Origin of the sequence: Streptomyces sp. NBC_01352, assembly GCF_036237295.1 — a bacterium.
Lineage (GTDB): Bacteria > Actinomycetota > Actinomycetes > Streptomycetales > Streptomycetaceae > Streptomyces > Streptomyces plumbiresistens.
This window is the reverse complement of sequence record NZ_CP108354.1, coordinates 8,908,283-8,928,700: the sequence shown is the minus strand read 5'-3', so window position 1 is coordinate 8,928,700 and position 20,418 is coordinate 8,908,283. Positions and strand designations below refer to the sequence as shown.

The window sequence follows — 20,418 nt, the reverse complement described above, 5'->3', positions numbered from 1 at the left end:
CCGCATACGGGATATGTGTCGCCGCCCAGGTAGCGAAAGCGGAGGACCAGCACGCCCAAGACCGTTCGGGACGTGCCAGTGAGCCAGGACCCACTCCTGCTCACTGTTCAGGAACGGTGCGCCTTGGTCGAGCACGCGCTGATTCGTTTGTCGCTGCCGCTGAGGGCGGCGGGGACCGGCGGTATCCTGCGCGAGCAGGAACCCACCGAGCTGAGTCCCCGCCGCGCCCCGTACAGGGCATGACCCTATGAGCCAGGGCATCACGGTCGTAATGCGGCAACCTTGCGCATCTCCGCAAGATCCTTGCGTTCATCGCGGGCCGGCGGGTGTTCGTTGCGCGGGGACTTTCGACCGTTGCGGAGGGCTCTGATCGGCGCCCCTGCCGAGGCGTTGCTCAGACCCAGCTGGCGTGCAGCGGCTTGCCCTCGGCGTAGCCGGCCGCGCTCTGGATGCCGACGACGGCCTTCTCGGCGAACTCCTCCAGGGAACCGGCTCCGGCGTAGGTGCAAGAGGAGCGGACGCCCGCGATGATCGAGTCGATCAGGTCCTCGACGCCCGGACGGTCCGGGTCCAGGAACATGCGGGAGGTGGAGATGCCCTCCTCGAACAGCGCCTTGCGGGCACGGTCGTACGCCGACTCCTCCGACGTACGGTTGGCCACCGCACGCGCGGACGCCATGCCGAACGACTCCTTGTAGAGGCGGCCGTTGGCGTCCTGCTGGAGGTCGCCCGGGGACTCGTAGGTGCCGGCGAACCAGGACCCGATCATCACGTTGGACGCACCGGCGGCCAGCGCCATGGCGACGTCCCGGGGGTGGCGGACACCGCCGTCGGCCCACACGTGCTTGCCGTACTTCTTCGCCTCCGCCGCGCACTCCATGACCGCGGAGAACTGCGGCCGACCCACGCCGGTCATCATGCGGGTGGTGCACATGGCGCCGGGGCCCACACCGACCTTGATGATGTCCGCGCCGGCGTCGATCAGGTCCCTGACGCCCTCCGCGGCGACGATGTTGCCCGCGACGATCGGCACCTGCGGGTCGAGGCCGCGCACCGCCCTGATGGTGCTGATCATCGACTCCTGGTGGCCGTGCGCCGTGTCGATGACGAGCGTGTCGACGCCCGCGTCCAGCAGCTGCTTGGCCTTGGCCGCGGCCTCGCCGTTGATGCCGACGGCGGCGGCGATGCGCAGCCTGCCGTTCGCGTCGACGGCCGGGGTGTACAGCGTGGCGCGCAGGGCGCCCTTGCGGGTGAGGATGCCGGCGAGGCGGCCGTCCTTGTCGACGGCGGGGGCGTAGCGGCGGTTGGCGTGGTCCAGGCGGTTGAAGGCCTCGCGCGGGTCGATGTCCGCGTCGAGCAGCAGCAGGTCCTTGGACATGACCACTTCGAGCTGGGTGAAGCGGTCGACCCCGGTCAGGTCCCGGTCGGTGACGACACCGACCGGCCGCTGCTCCTCGTCGACGACCACACCGGCGTTGTGCGCGCGCTTGGGCAGCAGGGACAGGGCGTCGGCGACGGTCTGGTGCGGGGCCAGCACGATCGGGGTGTCCAGGACGTGGTGGCGGCTCTTCACCCAGGCGACGACCTCGGTGACGACGTCGATCGGGATGTCCTGCGGGATGACCACCAGTCCGCCGCGCCGGGCCATCGTCTCGGCCATGCGGCGCCCGGCGATCGCGGTCATGTTGGCGACGACCAGCGGGATGGTGGTGCCCGTGCCGTCCGGGGAGCTGAGGTCCACGCCCTGCCGCGAGCCCACCGCGCTGCGGCTCGGGACCATGAACACGTCGTCGTACGTCAGGTCGTACGGGGGCTGGATGTCATTGAGGAAACGCACGTGCTGCACATCCCAGTCGATCAGAGGTGGCCCCCGGACAGGTCAGCCAGGGGGAAGAGCACGTACTTCATTGTCCCATGGCGACCGGAACGCGATACACGGGCGAAACATCCAGCCAGGTCAGCGGGGCCTTAGGAGGAACCTCCAAGGGTGAGCGCCACGGTCAGCGCCCCCGTTCGGTCCGCGGCCTCGGCGAACACCTCCTGAGCGGTCTCCCACTCCTGCGGGAGGGCCTTCGCGTACGGCTGCCAGTTCCGTACGACGATCAGCAGGCCGTTCTCCACGGCGCCCTCGGGCCAGACGGTGTGGTCGCCGAGGCTGTCGGCCAGCGCGTCCCAGTTGCGGCCGAACCAGTCGGGCAGCCCCAGGGCCCGGGCGCAGCGGTCCATGAGACCCGCCTTGTCCGTGACCCCGTCGAGGTCCACCGTGACCACGTGCTCCGTCATCTGCGTACCGCCCTGAACGAGTTGTGGTGATCGTCGGTGTAGTGGACCACAAAGGGGACCGCAGAGGGGACTACAGAAGGGACGGCCATGGCGGCCACCGCCATGGCCGCCCTTTTGCGGACGATCCGTCAGATCCCGTCAGGATCAGCCCGGTTGAGCGCCGGCTTCGGCGTCGGTCCCGCCGTCATCAGGTAGTCCGCGGCCGACGTGTCCGTCACCAGGCTGGTGACGAGCCCGGACCGCAGCACCGCGTCGATCGCGCCCGCCTTGCGCTGCCCGCCCGCGATCGCGACGACCTCGGGGATACGGCGGAGCTGGTCGGCCTTGACGGTGATGCACCGCTCGCCGAGGTCCCGTCCGACCCGGCGGCCGTCGGCGTCGAAGAGGTGCGCGGACATCTCGGCGGCGACACCGAGCGAGGCGTAGTGCGACACCTCCTCGTCGCTGAGCATGTCGTGCACCGTCGAGATGCCCGGCTCCCAGGAGCCGATGGAGACGCAGGCGACCGTGACCTTGTCGAAGTACTCGAAGGCCCGGGCGATCCCGGTCTGGTTGCGCAGCGCGGCCGCGGTCGCCGCGTCCGGCAGCAGCATCGGCGCGTAGATGGGGTGGGCGTCGCCGCCCGACACCTGCGCGGCGCGCCGCACCGCCTCCACCGAGCCGCGCTCGGCGGTCCCGGCGTCGTACACACCCGTCAACTGGACCACCGTGCAGGGCGGCAGCCGGTCCAGCGCCGCCGCCATGTGGATCGTGGACCGGCCCCAGGCCAGTCCCAGCACATCACCTTCGTTCACGAGCTCGCCGAGCAGGTCGGCGGCCACTTCCCCCAGGTTCTCGGGATCGGGCGAATCCTGGGCCTCGGCCGGGGACTCGACCACCACGGCGTGCCTGAGGCCGTACCGGGCGCGGAGCGCGTCAGAGCGCTCGGCGTCCAGTTCGGCCGGCACGCGGATCTCGATGCGTACGAGATCCCGTTCGAGAGCGGTTTCCAGGACCCGGGCCACCTTGAAGCGGCTGACGCCGAACTCCTCCGCGATCTGGATCTTGGACTTGCCCTCGAGGTAGAAGCGGCGGGCCATGGCCGCCGCCTGCACCAGCTCTGCGGGTCCCATCCGCATGGCTGACCGGCCCGCCGACATACCCGACACGGCGATCTCCTCACTGCTGTTCACATTCTGGATTCGCCGTTCATCCTTGCAGATCCGGCGCACTTGATCAGCCCTGATGAGAGCCGTTCACGTTCCCGTGGTTCGGTGGCCGCATGCCCAGGAGGCCTTGGCCGTCGCCCCCTCCGCCTGCGTGCGCAATGCACGTACCGCTTCGGCCGGGTCCGATGCCCCGTAGACGGCCGAGCCGGCCACGAAGACGTCGGCGCCCGCGTCCGCGCAGCGCTCGATGGTGGCGGCCGAGACTCCCCCGTCGACCTGGAGCCACAGCTCAAGACCGTGCTTGCTGATCAACTCGCGGGTGCGGCGAATCTTCGGAAGCATGATGTCGAGAAACGCCTGTCCCCCGAATCCCGGCTCGACCGTCATGATCAGCAGCATGTCGAGCTCGGGGAGCAGATCCTCGTACGGCTCGATGGGCGTCGCGGGCTTCAGCGCCATGGAGGCGCGGGCGCCCTTGGCGCGGATCTCCCGGGCGAGCCGGACGGGAGCGGCGGCCGCCTCGACGTGGAAGGTGACGGAACCGGCCCCCGCCTCTACGTACTGGGGCGCCCACCGATCGGGGGCCTCGATCATCAGATGGCAGTCCAGCGGCGTGTCCGTCGCACGGGCCAAAGACTCTACGACCGGCACACCGAGGGTGAGGTTCGGGACGAAATGGTTGTCCATGACGTCGACGTGAAGCCAGTCGGCTCCTCGCACCGCCTCCGCCTCGTCCGCAAGGCGGGCGAAGTCGGCGGACAGGATGCTGGGGTTGATCTGCGCGGCCATGCCCCAAGCCTGCCATGTCCGGGCACGAATGTTCGCGCCGGTCCATACCTAAGCCGTTCATCGGATGTTGCACCGGGTCCCCGCGTGCCATGCTGGGCCGCCGATCTGGTCGATATGCGGCTGGGTCCTGTCGTCGGCCTCCCGTCGTCCGCCCGGAGGGCGGGCTCCGCGGCGGCAGGCGCGTGCTCTCGGCGGGCCGGGCCCCGGCCCGCGTACTGGACGTACTCGGGCCAGGGCCCGGGGCGGCGAGTGGGGGCACCTCCCACGCCGTTCAGGCAGTGGGGGAGCGTGCATGGCGGCGTGGAGCAGGCGGGAGGCCGACGGCAGGACCCAAGGGGGTGGCCATGACGGAGATCCAGGAACACAGGCAAGGGCGGTCGGGACAACGGGGCATCGGGCACCTTGTCTGCGGGCGGCGCGCCAAGTGGCTGGTGCTGGTGCTGTGGCTGATCGTGCTGTTCCTGACGGCACCGTTCGCGCAGAAACTCACCGACGCCCAGGACAACGACGCGGCCTCCTGGCTGCCCGGCTCCGCCGAGTCGACCCAAGTCCTGCAGATCTCCGAGGACTTCAGGCCCGAGCAGATCCCCGCGGTCGTCGTGTACGCCCGCGAGGACGGCCTGACCGCCGAGGACCGGGCGCAGATCGCCGAGGACACGGCCGAGATCAAGCAGCTGACCGCCCACGGCATCCGCGGCGACGAGACCCGGGGCCCGGTCTTCGACCGGCAGACCGACCCGCGCGCCGCCCAGGTCCTCGTGCCAATCACGATGGACGAGAACGGCTGGGAGGAGATCGCCCCCGCCGTCGACTCGATCCGGGACATCGTCGGGGAGGGCAGCGGCGCACTCGCCGTGCACATCACGGGCCCGGGCGGCACCTCCGCCGACTTCTCCGAGGCCTTCGAGGGCATCGACTCGACGCTGCTGATCTCCGCGATGGCCGTCGTCATCGTGATGCTGCTCATCACCTACCGCAGCCCCACCCTCCTCCTGATCCCCCTGCTCTCGGTGATCGCCGCGCTGTTCACCGCGCAGGCGCTGATCTACTTCCTGGCGGAACACGCGGGCCTGACGGTCAACGGCCAGAGCGCGGGCATCCTGACGGTGCTCGTGTTCGGCGCGGGGACGGACTATGCCCTGTTGCTGGTCGCCCGCTACCGGGAGGAGCTGCGCCGCCACGAGGACCGCCACGAGGCGATGGCGCTCGCCCTGCACCGCGCGGGCCCGGCGGTCCTCGCCTCCGGCGCCACCGTCGTCCTGAGCATGCTGGTGCTGCTGTTCGCCGAGATGAACTCGACGAGCGGTCTCGGCCCGGTGGCCGCCATCGGCGTCGCGGTCGCCGTGCTGGCGATGATGACGCTGTTCCCGGCCCTGCTGGTGATCTTCGGCCGCTGGATCTTCTGGCCGGCGATCCCGCACCTCGGTACGGAGAACCCCGCCGACACGGGCGTCTGGGCCCGGACGGGCAGCCGTATGGCCCGCCGCCCCCGCATGGTCTGGGGCATCACCGCGGTGGTGCTGGCGATCTGCTCGCTCGGCCTGATCCAGCTGCGCGCCGAGGGCATCAGCAACGCGGACGCGTTCACCGGGAAACCGGACTCGATCGTCGGCCAGGAGGTCTCGGCACGCTACTTCCCCGCGGGCAGCGGCGATCCGCTCGTCATCGTCAGCAACCAGGCGCAGGCGCGGCAGGTCGGCGAGACGGTCGCCGCCACCCGCGGAGTCGTCCCCGAGTCGCTCGGCCTGCCACCGGGCACCAAGCCGTCCTTCGAGGGCAAGGTGCTCTTCGAGGCCACCATGACCGACCCGGCCGACAGCGAGGCCGCGAAACAGACCGTGGAGCGGGTCCGGGACGCCGTGCACGCGGTGCCGGACGCCGACGCCCAGGTGGGCGGCGGTACGGCGGCCCTGCTGGACATGGACAAGGCGACCACCCACGACAACATCCTGATCATCCCGCTGGTGCTGGTCGTCGTGCTGCTGATCCTGTGCGCGCTGCTGCGCGCGCTGATCGCCCCACTGCTGCTGATCGGGACGGTGATCCTGTCGTTCACGGCGGCCCTCGGCATCAGCGCGCTCGCGTTCCGCTACGTCTTCGACTACGCGGGCGAGTCGACGGACTTCCCGCTGTTCGTGTTCGTCTTCCTGGTCGCCCTGGGCATCGACTACAACATCTTCCTGACCACCCGCATCCGTGAGGAGGCCGCCCATCAGGGCACCCGTAAGGGCACGCTGACAGGCCTGGCCGCGACCGGGGCCGTCATCACCTCGGCGGGCCTGGTCCTCGCGGGCACCTTCGCCGCCCTGGCCACCCTGCCGATGGTCGCCTTCGCCGAACTCGGCTTCGCGGTGGCCCTGGGCGTGCTGCTCGACACGTTCATCGTGCGGTCGGTCCTCGTGACGTCCCTGTTCCTCGACATCGGCCCGAAGGTGTGGTGGCCGCACCGGCTGGCGCGGGAGGACGGGGGCGCTGCCGCGGTGACCGGGGCGGAGAAGGTGAGCCAGTCCGGCCCGGCGGGTTAGGACTCGGCACGCGCGGAGGAATGGGATGCGAACCCCCTTTGCATGATCATGCGCGATTATGCATACTCTTCCTATGTCTAAGGTCCTCACCTCCCTTCCCGCCGGCGAGCGCGTCGGCATCGCCTTCTCGGGCGGGCTCGACACCTCGGTCGCGGTCGCGTGGATGCGCGACAAGGGCGCCGTCCCGTGCACCTACACCGCCGACATCGGCCAGTACGACGAGCCCGACATCGCCTCGGTGCCGGGCCGCGCGAAGACCTACGGCGCCCAGATCGCCCGCCTGGTCGACTGCCGCGCCGCGCTGGTCGAGGAGGGCCTGGCCGCGCTCACCTGCGGGGCGTTCCACATCCGCTCGGGCGGGCGGGCCTACTTCAACACCACGCCGCTGGGCCGCGCCGTCACGGGCACCCTCCTGGTCCGGGCGATGCTCGAGGACGACGTACAGATCTGGGGCGACGGCTCGACCTTCAAGGGCAACGACATCGAGCGGTTCTACCGGTACGGCCTGCTCGCCAACCCGCACCTCAGGATCTACAAGCCCTGGCTGGACGCGGACTTCGTGACCGAGCTCGGCGGCCGCAAGGAAATGTCGGAGTGGCTGCTCGCCCACGACCTGCCCTACCGCGACAGCACCGAGAAGGCCTACTCCACCGACGCCAACATCTGGGGCGCCACCCACGAGGCCAAGACCCTGGAGCACCTGGACACCGGCGTGGAGACCGTGCAGCCGATCATGGGCGTGCGGTTCTGGGACCCCGAGGTCGAGATCGTCACCGAGGACGTGACGATCGGCTTCGACCAGGGCCGCCCGGTGACGATCAACGGCAAGGAGTTCGCCTCCCCCGTCGACCTGGTGATGGAGGCCAACGCCATCGGCGGCCGCCACGGCATGGGCATGTCGGACCAGATCGAGAACCGGATCATCGAGGCGAAGAGCCGCGGCATCTACGAGGCGCCCGGCATGGCTCTGCTCCACGCGGCGTACGAACGCCTGGTCAACGCGATCCACAACGAGGACACCCTCGCCCAGTACCACAACGAGGGACGGCGCCTGGGCCGGCTGATGTACGAGGGCCGCTGGCTGGACCCGCAGGCGCTGATGGTGCGCGAGTCGCTGCAGCGCTGGGTCGGCACGGCCGTCACCGGCGAGGTGACGCTGCGGCTGCGGCGCGGTGAGGACTACTCGCTCCTCGACACCACGGGCCCCGCGTTCAGCTACCACCCGGACAAGCTGTCCATGGAGCGCACCGAGGACTCGGCGTTCGGCCCGGTGGACCGGATCGGCCAGCTCACCATGCGCAACCTCGACATCGCCGACTCGCGCGCCAAGCTGGAGCAGTACGCCGGACTCGGCCTGATCGGCACCGCCAACACCGCGATCGGTGCCGCCCAGGCGGCCGCGACCGGCCTGATCGGCACGATGCCGGAGGGCGGCGCCGAGGCCATCGCCTCCCGCGGCGAGGTCTCCGACGACGACCAGATGCTGGACCGCGCCGCGATGGAGTCCGGCACGGACTGACCGACCGCACGGACGCAGGAGGCCGGCTCGGTGTCGAGCCGGCCTTCTCGCGTCACCCGGCCGTCAGCCGGTCCTGCGGATGAGGGCCAGATACATGGCGTCGGTCCCGTGCCGATGCGGCCACAGCTGTACGTCGGGACCCTCGCCGAGGTCCGGTACGCCGGGCAACAGAGGCCGCGCGTCCAGGAGTTCGGTCTCGGGGCGCTGCTTGAGCACGTCGTCGACGACCGCCCGGGTCTCGGCGAGATGCGGCGAGCAGGTGGCATAGCCGACGACCCCGCCGACCCGCACGGAGTCGAGTGCGGTGTGCAGCAGGCCGCGCTGGAGCGGCGCGAACCCCTCGAGGTCCTCGGGCCGCCTGCGCCACCGGGCCTCGGGCCGCCGCCGCAGGGCGCCGAGCCCGGTGCACGGCACGTCCATCAGCACCCGGTCGAAGGAACCGGGCCGCCACGGCGGCCGGATCCCGTCGGCGGCGATGACCTGGTAGGGCCCGGGGTTCCCGTCGAGGGCCTTGGCGACGAGCCCGGCCCGTTTCGGCAGCTTCTCGGAGGCCAGCAGGAAGGCCCCGCGCCCGGCGGCGAGTGCGCCCAGCAGCGCGGCCTTGCCGCCGGGTCCGGCACACCCGTCGAGCCACTTCTCGTCACGCCCTTCGAGGGGCGCGTTGGCCAGGGCCAGCGCGACGAGCTGACTGCCCTCGTCCTGCACCCCCGCGCGGCCTTCCCGTACGGCCTCGATCGCGCCGGGCTCGCCGCCCTCGGCCAGCCGCACGGCGTACGGCGACCAGCGCCCCGCCGCTGCCGCCTCCTCCTGAAGGAGTTCGTCGGTGGTGGACCGGCCCGGCCGGGCGACGAGGGTCACCTCGGGCCGCTCGTTGTCCGCCTCGAGCAGTTCCTCGATGCCGGCGCGCCCGCCTCCGAGCGAGTCCCAGAGCGCGGAGACGATCCAGCGGGGGTGCGAGTGCACCACGGAGAGGTGGTCCTCGGGGTCCTCGTCGTACGGGGGCGCGACCTTCGCGATCCATCCGGCGAGGTCGTCCTGCGCGACCTTCCGCAGCACGGCGTTGACGAACTTGGCCCGCCCGTCGCCGAGCACCACCCGGGCCAGCTCGACGGACGCGGACACGGCGGCGTGCGTCGGGATCCGCGTCCCGAGCAGCTGGTGCACACCGAGGCTGAGCACGTCGAGCACCGGCGGGTCGACCTCGCGCAGCGGCCGGTCGATACAGGCTTTGATGACGGCGTCGTACGTCCCCTGGCGCCGCAGCGTCCCGTACACCAGCTCGGTCGCGAGCGCCGCGTCCCGCCCGTCGAACTTGTCGGGTCCCTCCTTCTCCCGCGCCTTGCGCAGCAGCGGCGGCAGGACGAGGTTGGCGTACGCGTCCCGCTCGTCCACGGCCCGCAACGCCTCGAAGGCGAGGAAGCGGACGGGGTCCTTCTGGGGCCGACGGTAGGGCTTGCCTGCGGGGCGGGGCCGACGGGGTTGGTCGCTCACGAAAAGGTGCTCCGGGTTCAGAGGTGGATACGCACCCAGCGTAAGTCCGCGGGCCCCCGCCTCACGCGCCGAGGGCCTCGCCCTCTGCGATGCGCACTCCGCGCGCCCAGTCGGCGGCCTTCATCGGCCGCTTGCCCTGGGCCTGCACCCACAGCAGCTCCACGGCGTACGACCCCGTGCCGACGTGGACGTCGTTCTTGCCGACGGACAGCGCGCCGGGAGCCAGGTCGGTCCGCTCGGGCACGGGCCGGACCTGGATGAGCTTGAGCCGCTCCCCCCGGAAGACGGTCCAGGCGCCGGGCGCCGGCGTGCACCCGCGCACCACCCGGTCCACCCGCAACGCCGGGGTCGCCCACTCCACCTGGGCGTCCTCGACGGTGATCTTCGGGGCGAGGGTGACGCCCTCGGCGGGTTGCGGTACGGCCTTCAGCGCGCCGTCCTCGATCCCGTCCATGGTCGCGGCGAGCAGCCCGGAGCCCGCGAAGGCGAGCCGGGTCAGCAGGTCCCCGCTGGTGTCGGTGGGCCGGATCTCCTCGGTGACCGTCCCGTAGACGGGCCCGGAGTCGAGCCCCTCCTCGATCAGGAAGGTCGAGGCTCCGGTGATCTCGTCGCCCGCCATGATGGCGTGCTGCACGGGCGCGGCTCCGCGCCAGGCGGGCAGCAGCGAGAAGTGCAGGTTGACCCAGCCGTGGGCGGGGACGTCGAGGGCGACGCGGGGCAGCAGGGCACCGTAGGCGACGACGGGACAGCAGTCCGGGGCGATCTCGCGCAGCCGCTCCAGAAACTCCGGATCCCGCGGCCTGACGGGCTTCAGCACCTCGATCCCGGCCTCCTCGGCCCGCTCGGCGACGGGGGACGCGACCAGCCTCCGCCCACGACCGGCCGGCGCGTCGGGCCGCGTGACAACAGCGGCCACCTCGTGCCGCCCGGAGGCGAGCAGAGCGTCCAGAGCGGGAACGGCGACCTCGGGGGTACCGGCGAAGACGAGCTTCATGGGTGGGATAGGGCCTCTCGGGCGGGGTGGGACACGGGCAACGCCCAAGTCTATGACCACGCACGGAACGGCCGCCGACGGCGATCACCCCCACAGGAGAGGCCCACCTTTCATCCAACTGGAAACGGGTGGTGCGAGGGTGGGAGACCAAGCCGAGGCCGGAGGCCGAGGCGCAAATCCCCCCACCCCCGGCGCACGCATATGCCCATACGCCCCCGGTGCGTGACCAGCGGCGCGCCCACGCGTTGGTCAAGACGGAGTTGACCACAACGGGCCGCACATCGCGCGCGGCCCGATCCTTTTCATCGCCGGTTCGAGAGGCTTGTTCATGGCCGACCACGCAACCCACGACGCCCAGGCTCGGGCCAGCCTGCACTTGCTGGTGCGGGACATCGAGCGGGTCCGCCGGCAGGTGGACGCACTGCGTACGCTCACCGCCCAGTTGGGCAACGTCTACCGCCCGCGCCGCTCCGGCCCTTCCACGGGCTTCGTCGTGTACGGACGCGCCCCCGCCCCGACGGTCCGTCTCGCCCAGGAACTGCGGGACAGTGTCGAGACCCTGGTCACGGCCGCCGTGGACTTCGACCGCTCGCTCGGCTTCTCGTGGGACGCGGTGGGTTCCGCCCTCGGAGTCACCAAGCAGGCCGTGCACCGCCGTTACGGCGCCCGCCGCGCCACGGCCCAGACGGCGACCGAGCCCGAGCGGACCACGGAGCCCGCGGCTCCGCACCCGGTCAACGTGGGCACCGGCATCTCCGCCGTGCCCACGGTCCCCGCCGCCCGCTCGATGCCGACGCAGCCGACGGCAGGCAGCCCGTCCCTCCGCGACGAGGCCAGGCCGACGGCGTTCCCGGCCCCGCGCAACGGCTGACGCCTGCCCCACCCCATCTCTGCCCTCCCGGCGCATCCGGGAGGGCAGCCGCATGTCACGGGCCGTGGCGGCCCCCTCAGCCGACATCGGCCCGGGTCAGCCAACATCGGCCGGGGTCAGCCGACATCAGCCGGGGTCAGTCGATGACCCGCGGCGTCAACCGATGACAGGCGGGGTCAGCCGATGTCAGGCGGGTCGATCCGCACCCGAACCGCCGCCTCCCCGCCCCCGCGCGCCATCCGCGCCGCCTGCGCGGCCTTCAACGCGGACGCCAGCGCCGCCCCCGTCCCCGGCGGCACCCGGATCAGCGCCCGCTCCCAGTGCTCCCCGGGAGGCGGCGCCCCTACGCGCCGCGGGCGCCCGGCGGTCGTGACGGGCACCGGAACAGGCCCCAGCACCTCGGCCTCCGAAGGCAGTTCCACCGCCCCCAGAAACTCGGCGAGCGCCTCCGCGGGTGCCGACACGGCCGCCATCCGTGACACCGGCGGAAATCCCAGCTCGGCCCGCTCGGCGAGCTCCCGCACCGCATGGCCGACCGGGTCCCACCGCACCAGGGCCTGCACGGGCCGCAACGTGGGCTCGGCGACGATCACGACCGTGCCCCCCGCACCCTGCGGCCGTACCAGCGCCGCCGCCCCGATCCACCGCCGCAACGCGTCCTCGCCGGCGCGCAGATCGGGCCGCCCGAGCATGGCCCAGCCGTCCAGCAGCAGCGCGGCCGCGTACCCGCCCTCGGCGACGGGCTCGGCCCCCGGTGTACTCACCACCAGTGCGGGCGCGGACGCCACGGTGTCCAGCACCTGTTCACGCCCGGAGGTCCGCACGGGCACGGCCGGGAACGCCCGCCCGAGCTCCTCCGCGGTCCGCCGCGCGCCCACGACCTGCGCCCGCAGCCGGAACGCACCGCATTCCGGACAGTGCCAGCCACCCTCGTCACGCCCGCACCAGCCGCAGCGCAGCGCGGCCCCGGACTCCTGCCCCTCCAGGGGACCGGCGCAGTGCCGACAGCGCGCGGGCGCCCGGCAGTTGGCGCACGCCATCCGCGGTACGTAACCCCGCCGGGGCACCTGCACGAGCACCGGCCCGTGCCGCAGTCCCTCTCTGACGACCTGCCAGGCGAGGGTGGGCAGCCGGGCGGCCCGGGCGGCCTCGTCCCGCGCGAGATCGCCGTCGCCGACGGTCCGGACCAGCGGAGCGGTGGCCCGCACCTGCTCCCGCCCGGCGACGATCGGCCGGGCCCACCCACTCTCCACGAGCTGCGCCGCCTCGACGGTGCAGCTCCAACTCCCCAGCAGAAAAGCGCACTTGTCCAGTGCGGCCCGCAGCAACAACACCTCTCGCGCATGGGGCTGGGGCGCGTGCTGCTCGCTGTGGCTGTCGTCGCCGTCGTCCCAGACGGCGACCAGGCCGAGATCCTGAACGGGCGCGAACATGGCGGCCCGCGTCCCGATGACCGCCTTCACCGCCCCCCGCCGCACGGCCAGCCACTCCCGATACCGCTTCTCCGGCCCGGCATCGGCGGTGAGCACGGCATGCCGCCCCTCCCCCAGCAACGCCGTCAGCGCGGCGTCGACCCGAGCGACCGCCCGCCCGTCCGGCAGCACGACCAGCGCACCGCGCCCGGAGGCCAGCGTGGCCGCCACGGCCCGCGCCAGCTCCTCGCTCCACTCCGACCCGGGCAACGCGTTCCACACGGCCCGCGGCGAACCCCCGGAGGCCAGCGCCTCGACAAACGCGGCGCCGTGCTCGTACCGCCCCCAGGACCCCGCCTCGGGGGCGCTCGGCGGTGGCAGCGGCGCGGGCGACGGCCGCTGCTCGGCCCGCGCGCTGCGCGGCGGCACGGCGAGCTGCAGCACGTCGGCGAGACTCCCGGCGTACCGATCGGCGACCGCACGAGCCAGCCCCAGCAACTCCGCACTGAGCACCGGCTCGGGCGACACCACCTGGGCCAGCGCGGCAAGGGGCCCTGAGTAGTCCGACTCGGCAAGCCGCTCGACGAGAAACCCGTCGATCAGCCCGCCGCCCTCACGCCGCCCGTCCCGCACCCGATGCCGCCCGGCCCCGAACCGCACCCGCACCCGCACCCCCGGCTGCGCGTCGGCATCCAGTTCCTCCGGCACGGCGTAATCGAAGTACCGATCAAGGTGCAGCACACCCTTGTCCACCAGCACCCGGGCAACGGGCAGTTCCTTGGCGAGCGCGGCCCCCCGCCACGTCCGCGGCTTCGCCCGCGGCGCCTTCGCCTTCCGCACACTCTCCCGAATAAGCGCAAGCTGCTCGGGCGGCGCCCCCTCGGCCCCACCGTCCACCGACCCGTTCTCGCTGCTCACCCTTGCATTCTTACCAAACACCACTGACATCCGACGGCGCCCGAGCTCTCCCCACTGGATGCCCCACCCTGCCCGAACGCGCGCGAGGCCCGGCCCCCCGCCGGGGAACCGGGCCTCGCGCGAAACAACAGGTGGTTCTAGAGCCCCGCAGCCTTGCGCAGCGCGTCCACCCGGTCCGTCTTCTCCCAGGTGAACTCGGGCAGCTCGCGGCCGAAGTGGCCGTACGCCGCCGTCTGGGCGTAGATCGGGCGGAGCAGGTCGAGGTCGCGGATGATGGCGGCCGGGCGGAGGTCGAAGACCTCGTCGATCGCCTTCTCGATCCGGTCGGTGTCGACCTTGGCCGTGCCGAAGGTCTCCACGAACAGGCCGACCGGCTCGGCCTTGCCGATCGCGTACGCGACCTGGACCTCGCAGCGGGTGGCGAGGCCCGCGGCGACGACGTTCTTGGCGACCCAGCGCATCGCGTACGCCGCCGAACGGTCCACCTTGGACGGGTCCTTGCCGGAGAAGGCGCCGCCGCCGTGGCGGGCCATGCCGCCGTACGTGTCGATGATGATCTTGCGGCCGGTCAGGCCGGCGTCGCCCATCGGGCCGCCGATCTCGAAGCGGCCGGTCGGGTTCACCAGGAGGCGGTAGTTCTCGGTGTCCAGCTTGATGCCGTCGTCGAGCAGCGCCTTCAGCTCCGGCTCCACGACGAACTCGCGGATGTCGGGGGCGAGCAGCGACTCCAGGTCGATGTCCGACGCGTGCTGCGAGGAGACCACGACCGTGTCGAGGCGGACGGCCTTGTCGCCGTCGTACTCGATGGTGACCTGCGTCTTGCCGTCGGGGCGCAGGTAGGGGATGGTGCCGTTCTTGCGGACCTCGGACAGACGGCTGGACAGCCGGTGCGCGAGGAAGATCGGCAGCGGCATCAGCGTGGGCGTCTCGTCGCACGCGTAACCGAACATCAGGCCCTGGTCGCCGGCGCCCTGGCGGTCCAGCTCGTCGTCGTCCCCCTCGACCCGGGACTCGTAGGCGGTGTCGACGCCCTGCGCGATGTCCGGGGACTGCGCGCCGATGGACACCGACACGCCGCAGGAGGCGCCGTCGAAACCCTTCTTCGAGGAGTCGTAGCCGATCTCCAGGATCTTGTCGCGCACCAGCTGCGCGATGGGTGCGTAGGCCTTGGTGGTGACCTCGCCGGCGACGTGCACCAGGCCGGTCGTGATCAGCGTCTCGACGGCGACCCGGGAGGTCGGGTCCTCCTTCAGGAGCGCGTCGAGGATGGTGTCGCTGATCTGGTCAGCGATCTTGTCGGGGTGGCCCTCGGTCACGGACTCCGAGGTGAACAAGCGACGGGACACAACGCTCCCTGGGGTTGCAGCGGCTGCTGGCTGATCATTGGCGGACGGGACGGGGGCTGCGCCCGGCGTCGTCCGAGAACAGTTTATCGGTCGCACTCGGCCACCCGCCCCCCTGTCTCGCCTCTCGGGAGTGCTGTGACCTGCGGCACGGGCATTCTGCCCAATTCCGAGCGGGCTTGGCCAGGGGCGCCACGCCCCAATCTGCGAGGCGTCGACGATCCTTGAGCCGAAGGGAACACTCAGTTCAGGCGTTCGGCCACCAAGTCCCACACGGTTTCGGCCAGGGCTTCCTTGGGTCCGTGCGGGACCGGGGTCTCGCTGCCGTCGGCGCCGAGCACCACGGCCTCGTTCTCCTCCGAGCCGAACGTCTTGCGCTCCCCCACCTCGTTCACCACGAGGAGGTCGCATCCCTTGCGGCGCAGCTTCGTACGGCCGTTGGCCAGCACGTCGTCCGTCTCGGCGGCGAATCCGACGACCACCTGGCCGGGGCGGGCCCGGTCGGCCGAGATCTCCGCGAGGATGTCCGGATTCCGTACGAGGACGATGGGATCCGGTTCCTGGTCGTCCTTCTTCTTGATCTTCCCGGCCGCGTACGTCCCGGGCCGGAAGTCGGCCACCGCGGCGGCCATGACGACCGCGTCGGCGTCCGCGGCGGCCTTCAGTACCGCTTCGCGCAGCTGTACGGCCGTCCCGACCGGGACGACGTCCACGCCCGCCGGGTCGGGCAGGCCGGTGTTCGCGGCGATCAGCGTGACCCGGGCGCCCCGGGCGGCGGCGGTGCGGGCGAGGGCGTAGCCCTGCTTGCCGGAGGAGCGGTTGCCGAGGAAGCGCACCGGGTCGAGGGGTTCGCGGGTGCCGCCGGCGCTGACGACGACGTGTCGGCCGACGAGGTCCGGTTCCGTCACGCCCCTGGCCAGCACCCGGCGGCAGACCTCGAAGATCTCGGCGGGCTCGGGCAGCCGGCCCTTGCCCGTGTCGACGCCGGTGAGGCGACCGACGGCCGGCTCGATGACCACGGCACCCCGACGGCGCAGTGTCGCCACGTTCTCCTGGGTGGCCGGGTGCTCCCACATCTCGGTGTGCATGGCGGGCGCGAAGACGACCGGACAGCGGGCGGTGAGGAGGGTGTTCGTGAGGAGGTCGTCGGCGAGGCCGTGGGCGGCCTTGGCGAGCATGTCCGCGGTGGCCGGGGCGACGATCACCAGGTCGGCGTGCTGTCCGATGCGGACGTGCGGGACCTCGTGCACGTCGTCCCACACCTCGGTCGAGACCGGGTGGCCGGAGAGGGCGGACCAGGTGGCGGCGCCGACGAAGTGCAGGGCGGAGGCGGTCGGCACCACCCGGACGTCGTGCCCGGACTCGGTCAGTCTGCGCAGCAGCTCACAGGCCTTGTACGCGGCGATGCCACCGCTGACGCCCAGAACGACCTTCGGCTTGTCCACCGTCTCTCCCCGCACCTCGGAAAACGTACGCCGCGGCTCCGCCGTACACGGCTCCATCACACACCACAGGCCCGGCAGTCGCGCTGCCGGGCCTGTGGAAAAGCTAACCGCAAGCTGAAAATACTACTGCGCCGGGCCCTCGACGGCCTCGGACGTCAGCAGACCCGCGTTGATCTCGCGCAGGGCGATCGACAGCGGCTTCTCGTGGACATGGGTGTCCACGAGCGGACCGACGTACTCGAGGAGGCCCTCGCCGAGCTGCGAGTAGTACGCGTTGATCTGGCGGGCCCGCTTGGCCGCGTAGATCACGAGGCTGTACTTCGAGTCCGTGGCCTCGAGAAGCTCGTCGATCGGCGGGTTGATGATGCCCTCGGGCGCGGAGATGGAAGAGGACACGCTCTACCTTCCGATGGATGGGAAAAGATCGGTCGTGATCACATCAGTCGTGATCACACAACATCCATCAAAGATAGCAGCTCACGAGCGACATCCTCGACGGAGGTGTTGACCAGGGTCTCGTCGAACTCCGGCTCGGCCGCCAGTTCGACCTTCGCCGCGTCCAGACGGCGCTCGATCACCTCGGGCGGTTCGGTGCCCCGCCCGGTGAGCCTGCGTACGAGCTCCTCCCAGGAGGGGGGAGCCAGGAACACCAGTTGGGCGTCCGTCATGGACTCGCGGACCTGCCGGGCACCCTGGAGATCGATCTCCAGGAGCACGGGCTCGCCCGCCTCCAGGCGCTCCAGCACGGCCGCACGCGGCGTGCCGTAGCGGTTGCCGGCGAACTCGGCCCACTCCAGCAGCTCGCCGTTGGCGATCAGCTTGTCCATCTCCTCGTCGGTGACGAAGAAATACTGGACTCCGTGCTTCTCGCCGGGGCGGGGCCTGCGGGTCGTCGCCGACACCGAGAGCCAGACCTCTGGGTGTTCCTTGCGCATATGAGCGACGACCGTGCTCTTGCCGACCCCGGAGGGGCCGGAGAGCACGGTCAGCCGCGGACGTACGTCCGGGGGCTCGGGGGTCGTCCCCCGGGATGTTGCAGCCATGCAGCGATTATTCCAGCAATCCCGGAGTGCCCGGGACTACCTTGCCCGGAGTACCCGGGATCAGGAGCCCGTGCTGCCGAACTCACGCTCCAGGGAGGCGATCTGGTTGGAACCGAGGCCGCGCACACGGCGGCTCTCGGAGATGCCGAGTCGCTCCATGATCTGCTTGGCGCGGACCTTGCCCACGCCAGGCAGGGACTCAAGTAGCGCGGAGACCTTCATCTTGCCGATGACGTCGTTCTCCTGGCCCTGCTTGATGACCTCGTGCAGGGAGGCGCCGGAGTGCTTGAGTCGATTCTTGACCTCGGCCCGCTCCCGGCGAGCCGCGGCGGCCTTTTCGAGCGCGGCTGCGCGCTGTTCAGGGGTAAGGGGCGGAAGAGCCACGCCTACGTCACCTCGGATGTCGAACTGTCGGATACGGACCGGTGAGGAACCTAGTCGCCCCACACCTGGGGAGCTACGAGCAACACGCTTGCCCGTTCACTCTCGTCGGAGACTAGCGGCCAAGTGCGCCAGAGTCAGCGAGAACAGCGGAAAAGTCCTGGTCAGCCTCCGTCAGGCCGGACATTTCAGACATACTGCCCCGGATTTGAGGATGTATTCAGACTCAAGTCTGCCTCGGACCACTCATCGGATGACTCAAGCGAGTCAGCGGGGAGCCTCAGGCAGCCGCCACCACGGCCCTGATCTCCTCCGCGAAGCGGTCCGCGGCGACACGCAGAGCGACCACGTCGGGACCGTGCCGCAACACACCTCGGCTGACGTTCGGCACGACGTTGCGCACGGCCGCGCCGAAAACGCCGGGAAGATCTGCCGGAGTGGCACCCTGCGCACCGATCCCGGGCGCCAGCAGCGGACCGTTGATGGCGAGGTCGTACGAGGACAGATCGCCGAGCGTGGCGCCCACGACCGCCCCGAAGGAGCCCAGGGGCCCCTCCCCCGCGTTCTCGGCGGCCAGGTGGGCCAGCATCGTCGCTCCGACGTTGCGACCGTCCGCGCGGACGGCGTGCTGGACCTCGCCGCCCTCCGGGTTGGAGGTCAGCGCCAGCACGAACAGACCGGTGCCGCTCTCCTTGGCCAGCTCCACGGCCGGCTGGAGCGACCCGTAGCCGAGGTACGGCGAGACGGTCAGCGCGTCCGAGAAGAGCGGGGCGTCCTTGTGGAGGAAGGACTCGGCGTACGCGGCCATGGTCGAGCCGATGTCGCCGCGCTTGGCGTCCATCACGACCAGCGCGCCGGCCTGCCGCGCCTCGGCGACCGACTTCTCCAGGACGGCGACACCGCGCGACCCGAAGCGCTCGAAGAACGCGCTCTGCGGCTTGAGGACGGCGACCCGGTCGGCCATCGCCTCGACGACCGTGCGGCTGAACCGCTCCAGGCCCGCCACGTCGTCGTTCAGACCCCACTCGGTGAGCAGGGCGGCATGCGGGTCGATGCCGACGCACAGGGGACCGCGCTCGTCCATCGCCCGGCGCAGGCGTGCGCCGAAGGGCTCCAGAGTCATCCCGTCTTCCTCACGTCGGCGCCGACCGCGTCGGCGAGGGTGGCGTACGGGCTCGTCCGCAGGCGTGCGGCGAGTCCCTTGTGGATGGCTCGGGCCCAGAAGGGGCCCTCGTAGACGAAGGCGCTGTATCCCTGCACGAGGGTGGCGCCCGCCAGGATGCGCTGCCAGGCGTCCTCGGCGTTCTCGATGCCGCCGACACCCACGAGGGTGATCCGGTCGCCCACGCGCGCGTAGAGGCGCCGCAGCACCTCCAGGGAGCGTGCCTTCAGGGGTGCTCCGGACAGCCCCCCGGTCTCCTTCACCAGGCCGGCCTCCGACGTCAGACCGAGGCCGTCGCGCGCGATGGTGGTGTTGGTGGCGATGATCCCGTCCAGTCCGAGCTCCACGGCCAGGTCGGCGACCGCGTCGACGTCCTCGTCGGCGAGGTCGGGCGCGATCTTCACCAGGAGCGGGACGCGGCGCGAGGTCACCGTACGGTCGGCGGCCTCGCGGACGGCGCTCAGCAGGGGCCGCAACTGGTCGACCGCCTGCAGACTGCGCAGCCCCGGCGTGTTCGGCGACGACACGTTCACGACCAGGTAGTCGGCGTACGCCGCCAGCCGCTCGGTCGACTTCACGTAGTCGAGGACGGCCTCCTCCTCGGGGACGACCTTGGTCTTGCCGATGTTGACGCCGACGACCGTCCTGAAGACGGGCGTACGGGAGGCCAGGCGGGCGGCTACGGCCAGGGAGCCCTCGTTGTTGAAGCCCATGCGGTTGATCAGCGCGCGGTCCCGCACGAGGCGGAACAGCCGCTTCTTGGGGTTGCCGGGCTGCGGCTCCCCCGTGACCGTGCCGATCTCGACGTGGTCGAAGCCGAGCATCGTCATGCCGTCGATGGCGACGGCGTTCTTGTCGAAGCCGGCGGCCAGCCCGAAGGGGCCGTGCATCCGCAGCCCGAAGGCCTGCGTGCGCAGCTCCTCGTGGCGGGGCGCGAGGGCCGCGGCGACGAACGTCCGCAGCACGGGGATCCGGACGGCGAGCCGGATCCAGCGGAAGGCCAGGTAATGGGCCTTCTCGGGGTCCATCCGTTGGAAGACCAGACGGAAGAAGAGCTTGTACATCGCGAGAGTCCTCTGGGGTCCTCATGAAGA

17 protein-coding genes are annotated in these 20,418 nt (G+C 71.3%); 3 read left to right on the top strand and 14 right to left on the bottom strand.

Features of this window, described 5'->3' with window-relative positions; genetic code table 11:
- Positions 1-394 precede the first annotated feature (394 nt).
- The 4 genes from OG252_RS41005 to rpe all read right to left on the bottom strand — a co-directional run bounded on the left by OG252_RS41005 (position 395) and on the right by rpe (position 4,220).
- The gene (locus OG252_RS41005) at positions 395-1,837 is read right to left on the bottom strand and encodes a GuaB1 family IMP dehydrogenase-related protein (protein WP_329342524.1); all 1,443 of its coding nucleotides are present in this window, start codon (positions 1,835-1,837) and stop codon (positions 395-397) included.
- Between the two features lie 131 nt (positions 1,838-1,968).
- Positions 1,969-2,283: a barstar family protein gene (locus OG252_RS41000; RefSeq protein ID WP_266443094.1), complete on the bottom strand. Its 315-nt coding sequence runs from the start codon at positions 2,281-2,283 to the stop codon at positions 1,969-1,971.
- Positions 2,284-2,411: 128 nt separating this feature from the next.
- Positions 2,412-3,455, bottom strand: coding sequence for a sugar-binding transcriptional regulator (locus OG252_RS40995; protein ID WP_266443092.1), 1,044 nt, complete (start codon positions 3,453-3,455; stop codon positions 2,412-2,414).
- 63 nt (positions 3,456-3,518) lie between these two features.
- Positions 3,519-4,220 (bottom strand): ribulose-phosphate 3-epimerase, encoded by a 702-nt coding sequence (gene rpe / locus OG252_RS40990; RefSeq protein ID WP_329342521.1) that lies wholly within the window; start codon positions 4,218-4,220, stop codon positions 3,519-3,521.
- Between the two features lie 344 nt (positions 4,221-4,564).
- On the opposite strand from rpe, the gene OG252_RS40985 reads away from it, so the two are divergent.
- Together OG252_RS40985 and argG are read left to right on the top strand one after the other, a co-directional pair.
- The gene (locus OG252_RS40985; RefSeq protein ID WP_266443086.1) at positions 4,565-6,745 is read left to right on the top strand and encodes an MMPL family transporter; all 2,181 of its coding nucleotides are present in this window, start codon (positions 4,565-4,567) and stop codon (positions 6,743-6,745) included.
- Positions 6,746-6,818: 73 nt separating this feature from the next.
- On the top strand, positions 6,819-8,264 hold the full coding sequence (gene argG, locus OG252_RS40980; protein WP_266443083.1) for an argininosuccinate synthase: 1,446 nt from the start codon (positions 6,819-6,821) through the stop codon (positions 8,262-8,264).
- Between the two features lie 63 nt (positions 8,265-8,327).
- Here the strand turns inward: argG and OG252_RS40975 are convergent, their stop codons facing one another.
- Positions 8,328-9,755, bottom strand: a complete 1,428-nt coding sequence (locus tag OG252_RS40975; RefSeq protein ID WP_329342518.1) for an RsmB/NOP family class I SAM-dependent RNA methyltransferase — start codon at positions 9,753-9,755, stop codon at positions 8,328-8,330.
- A 61-nt stretch (positions 9,756-9,816) separates the two neighbouring features.
- Positions 9,817-10,749 carry a methionyl-tRNA formyltransferase gene (fmt, locus tag OG252_RS40970; RefSeq protein WP_329342516.1) on the bottom strand — a complete coding sequence of 311 codons (933 nt, stop codon included), beginning with the start codon at positions 10,747-10,749 and terminating at the stop codon, positions 9,817-9,819.
- Between the two features lie 328 nt (positions 10,750-11,077).
- Between fmt and OG252_RS40965 the strand changes: the two genes are divergently transcribed.
- Positions 11,078-11,620, top strand: coding sequence for a hypothetical protein (locus tag OG252_RS40965; protein ID WP_266443071.1), 543 nt, complete (start codon positions 11,078-11,080; stop codon positions 11,618-11,620).
- A gap of 176 nt (positions 11,621-11,796) precedes the next feature.
- Here the strand turns inward: OG252_RS40965 and OG252_RS40960 are convergent, their stop codons facing one another.
- From OG252_RS40960 to OG252_RS40925, 8 genes are all read right to left on the bottom strand, one after another.
- Positions 11,797-13,950: a primosomal protein N' gene (locus OG252_RS40960; RefSeq protein ID WP_329342514.1), complete on the bottom strand. Its 2,154-nt coding sequence runs from the start codon at positions 13,948-13,950 to the stop codon at positions 11,797-11,799.
- Between the two features lie 137 nt (positions 13,951-14,087).
- Positions 14,088-15,296, bottom strand: coding sequence for a methionine adenosyltransferase (gene metK / locus OG252_RS40955; RefSeq protein ID WP_266443068.1), 1,209 nt, complete (start codon positions 15,294-15,296; stop codon positions 14,088-14,090).
- A 239-nt stretch (positions 15,297-15,535) separates the two neighbouring features.
- The gene (coaBC, locus tag OG252_RS40950; RefSeq protein WP_266443065.1) at positions 15,536-16,738 is read right to left on the bottom strand and encodes a bifunctional phosphopantothenoylcysteine decarboxylase/phosphopantothenate--cysteine ligase CoaBC; all 1,203 of its coding nucleotides are present in this window, start codon (positions 16,736-16,738) and stop codon (positions 15,536-15,538) included.
- Between the two features lie 123 nt (positions 16,739-16,861).
- Positions 16,862-17,134, bottom strand: coding sequence for a DNA-directed RNA polymerase subunit omega (rpoZ, locus tag OG252_RS40945; protein ID WP_003988945.1), 273 nt, complete (start codon positions 17,132-17,134; stop codon positions 16,862-16,864).
- A gap of 53 nt (positions 17,135-17,187) precedes the next feature.
- Complete coding sequence (gene gmk, locus OG252_RS40940; protein ID WP_266443062.1) at positions 17,188-17,781, bottom strand: guanylate kinase; 594 nt, start codon at positions 17,779-17,781, stop codon at positions 17,188-17,190.
- A 60-nt stretch (positions 17,782-17,841) separates the two neighbouring features.
- Positions 17,842-18,165: an integration host factor gene (locus OG252_RS40935; RefSeq protein ID WP_003977346.1), complete on the bottom strand. Its 324-nt coding sequence runs from the start codon at positions 18,163-18,165 to the stop codon at positions 17,842-17,844.
- A 277-nt stretch (positions 18,166-18,442) separates the two neighbouring features.
- Positions 18,443-19,285, bottom strand: a complete 843-nt coding sequence (pyrF, locus tag OG252_RS40930) for an orotidine-5'-phosphate decarboxylase (RefSeq protein WP_266443060.1) — start codon at positions 19,283-19,285, stop codon at positions 18,443-18,445.
- Complete coding sequence (locus OG252_RS40925) at positions 19,282-20,388, bottom strand: quinone-dependent dihydroorotate dehydrogenase (RefSeq protein WP_266443057.1); 1,107 nt, start codon at positions 20,386-20,388, stop codon at positions 19,282-19,284. The genes pyrF and OG252_RS40925 overlap by 4 nt, the downstream gene beginning before the upstream one ends.
- Positions 20,389-20,418 lie beyond the last annotated feature (30 nt).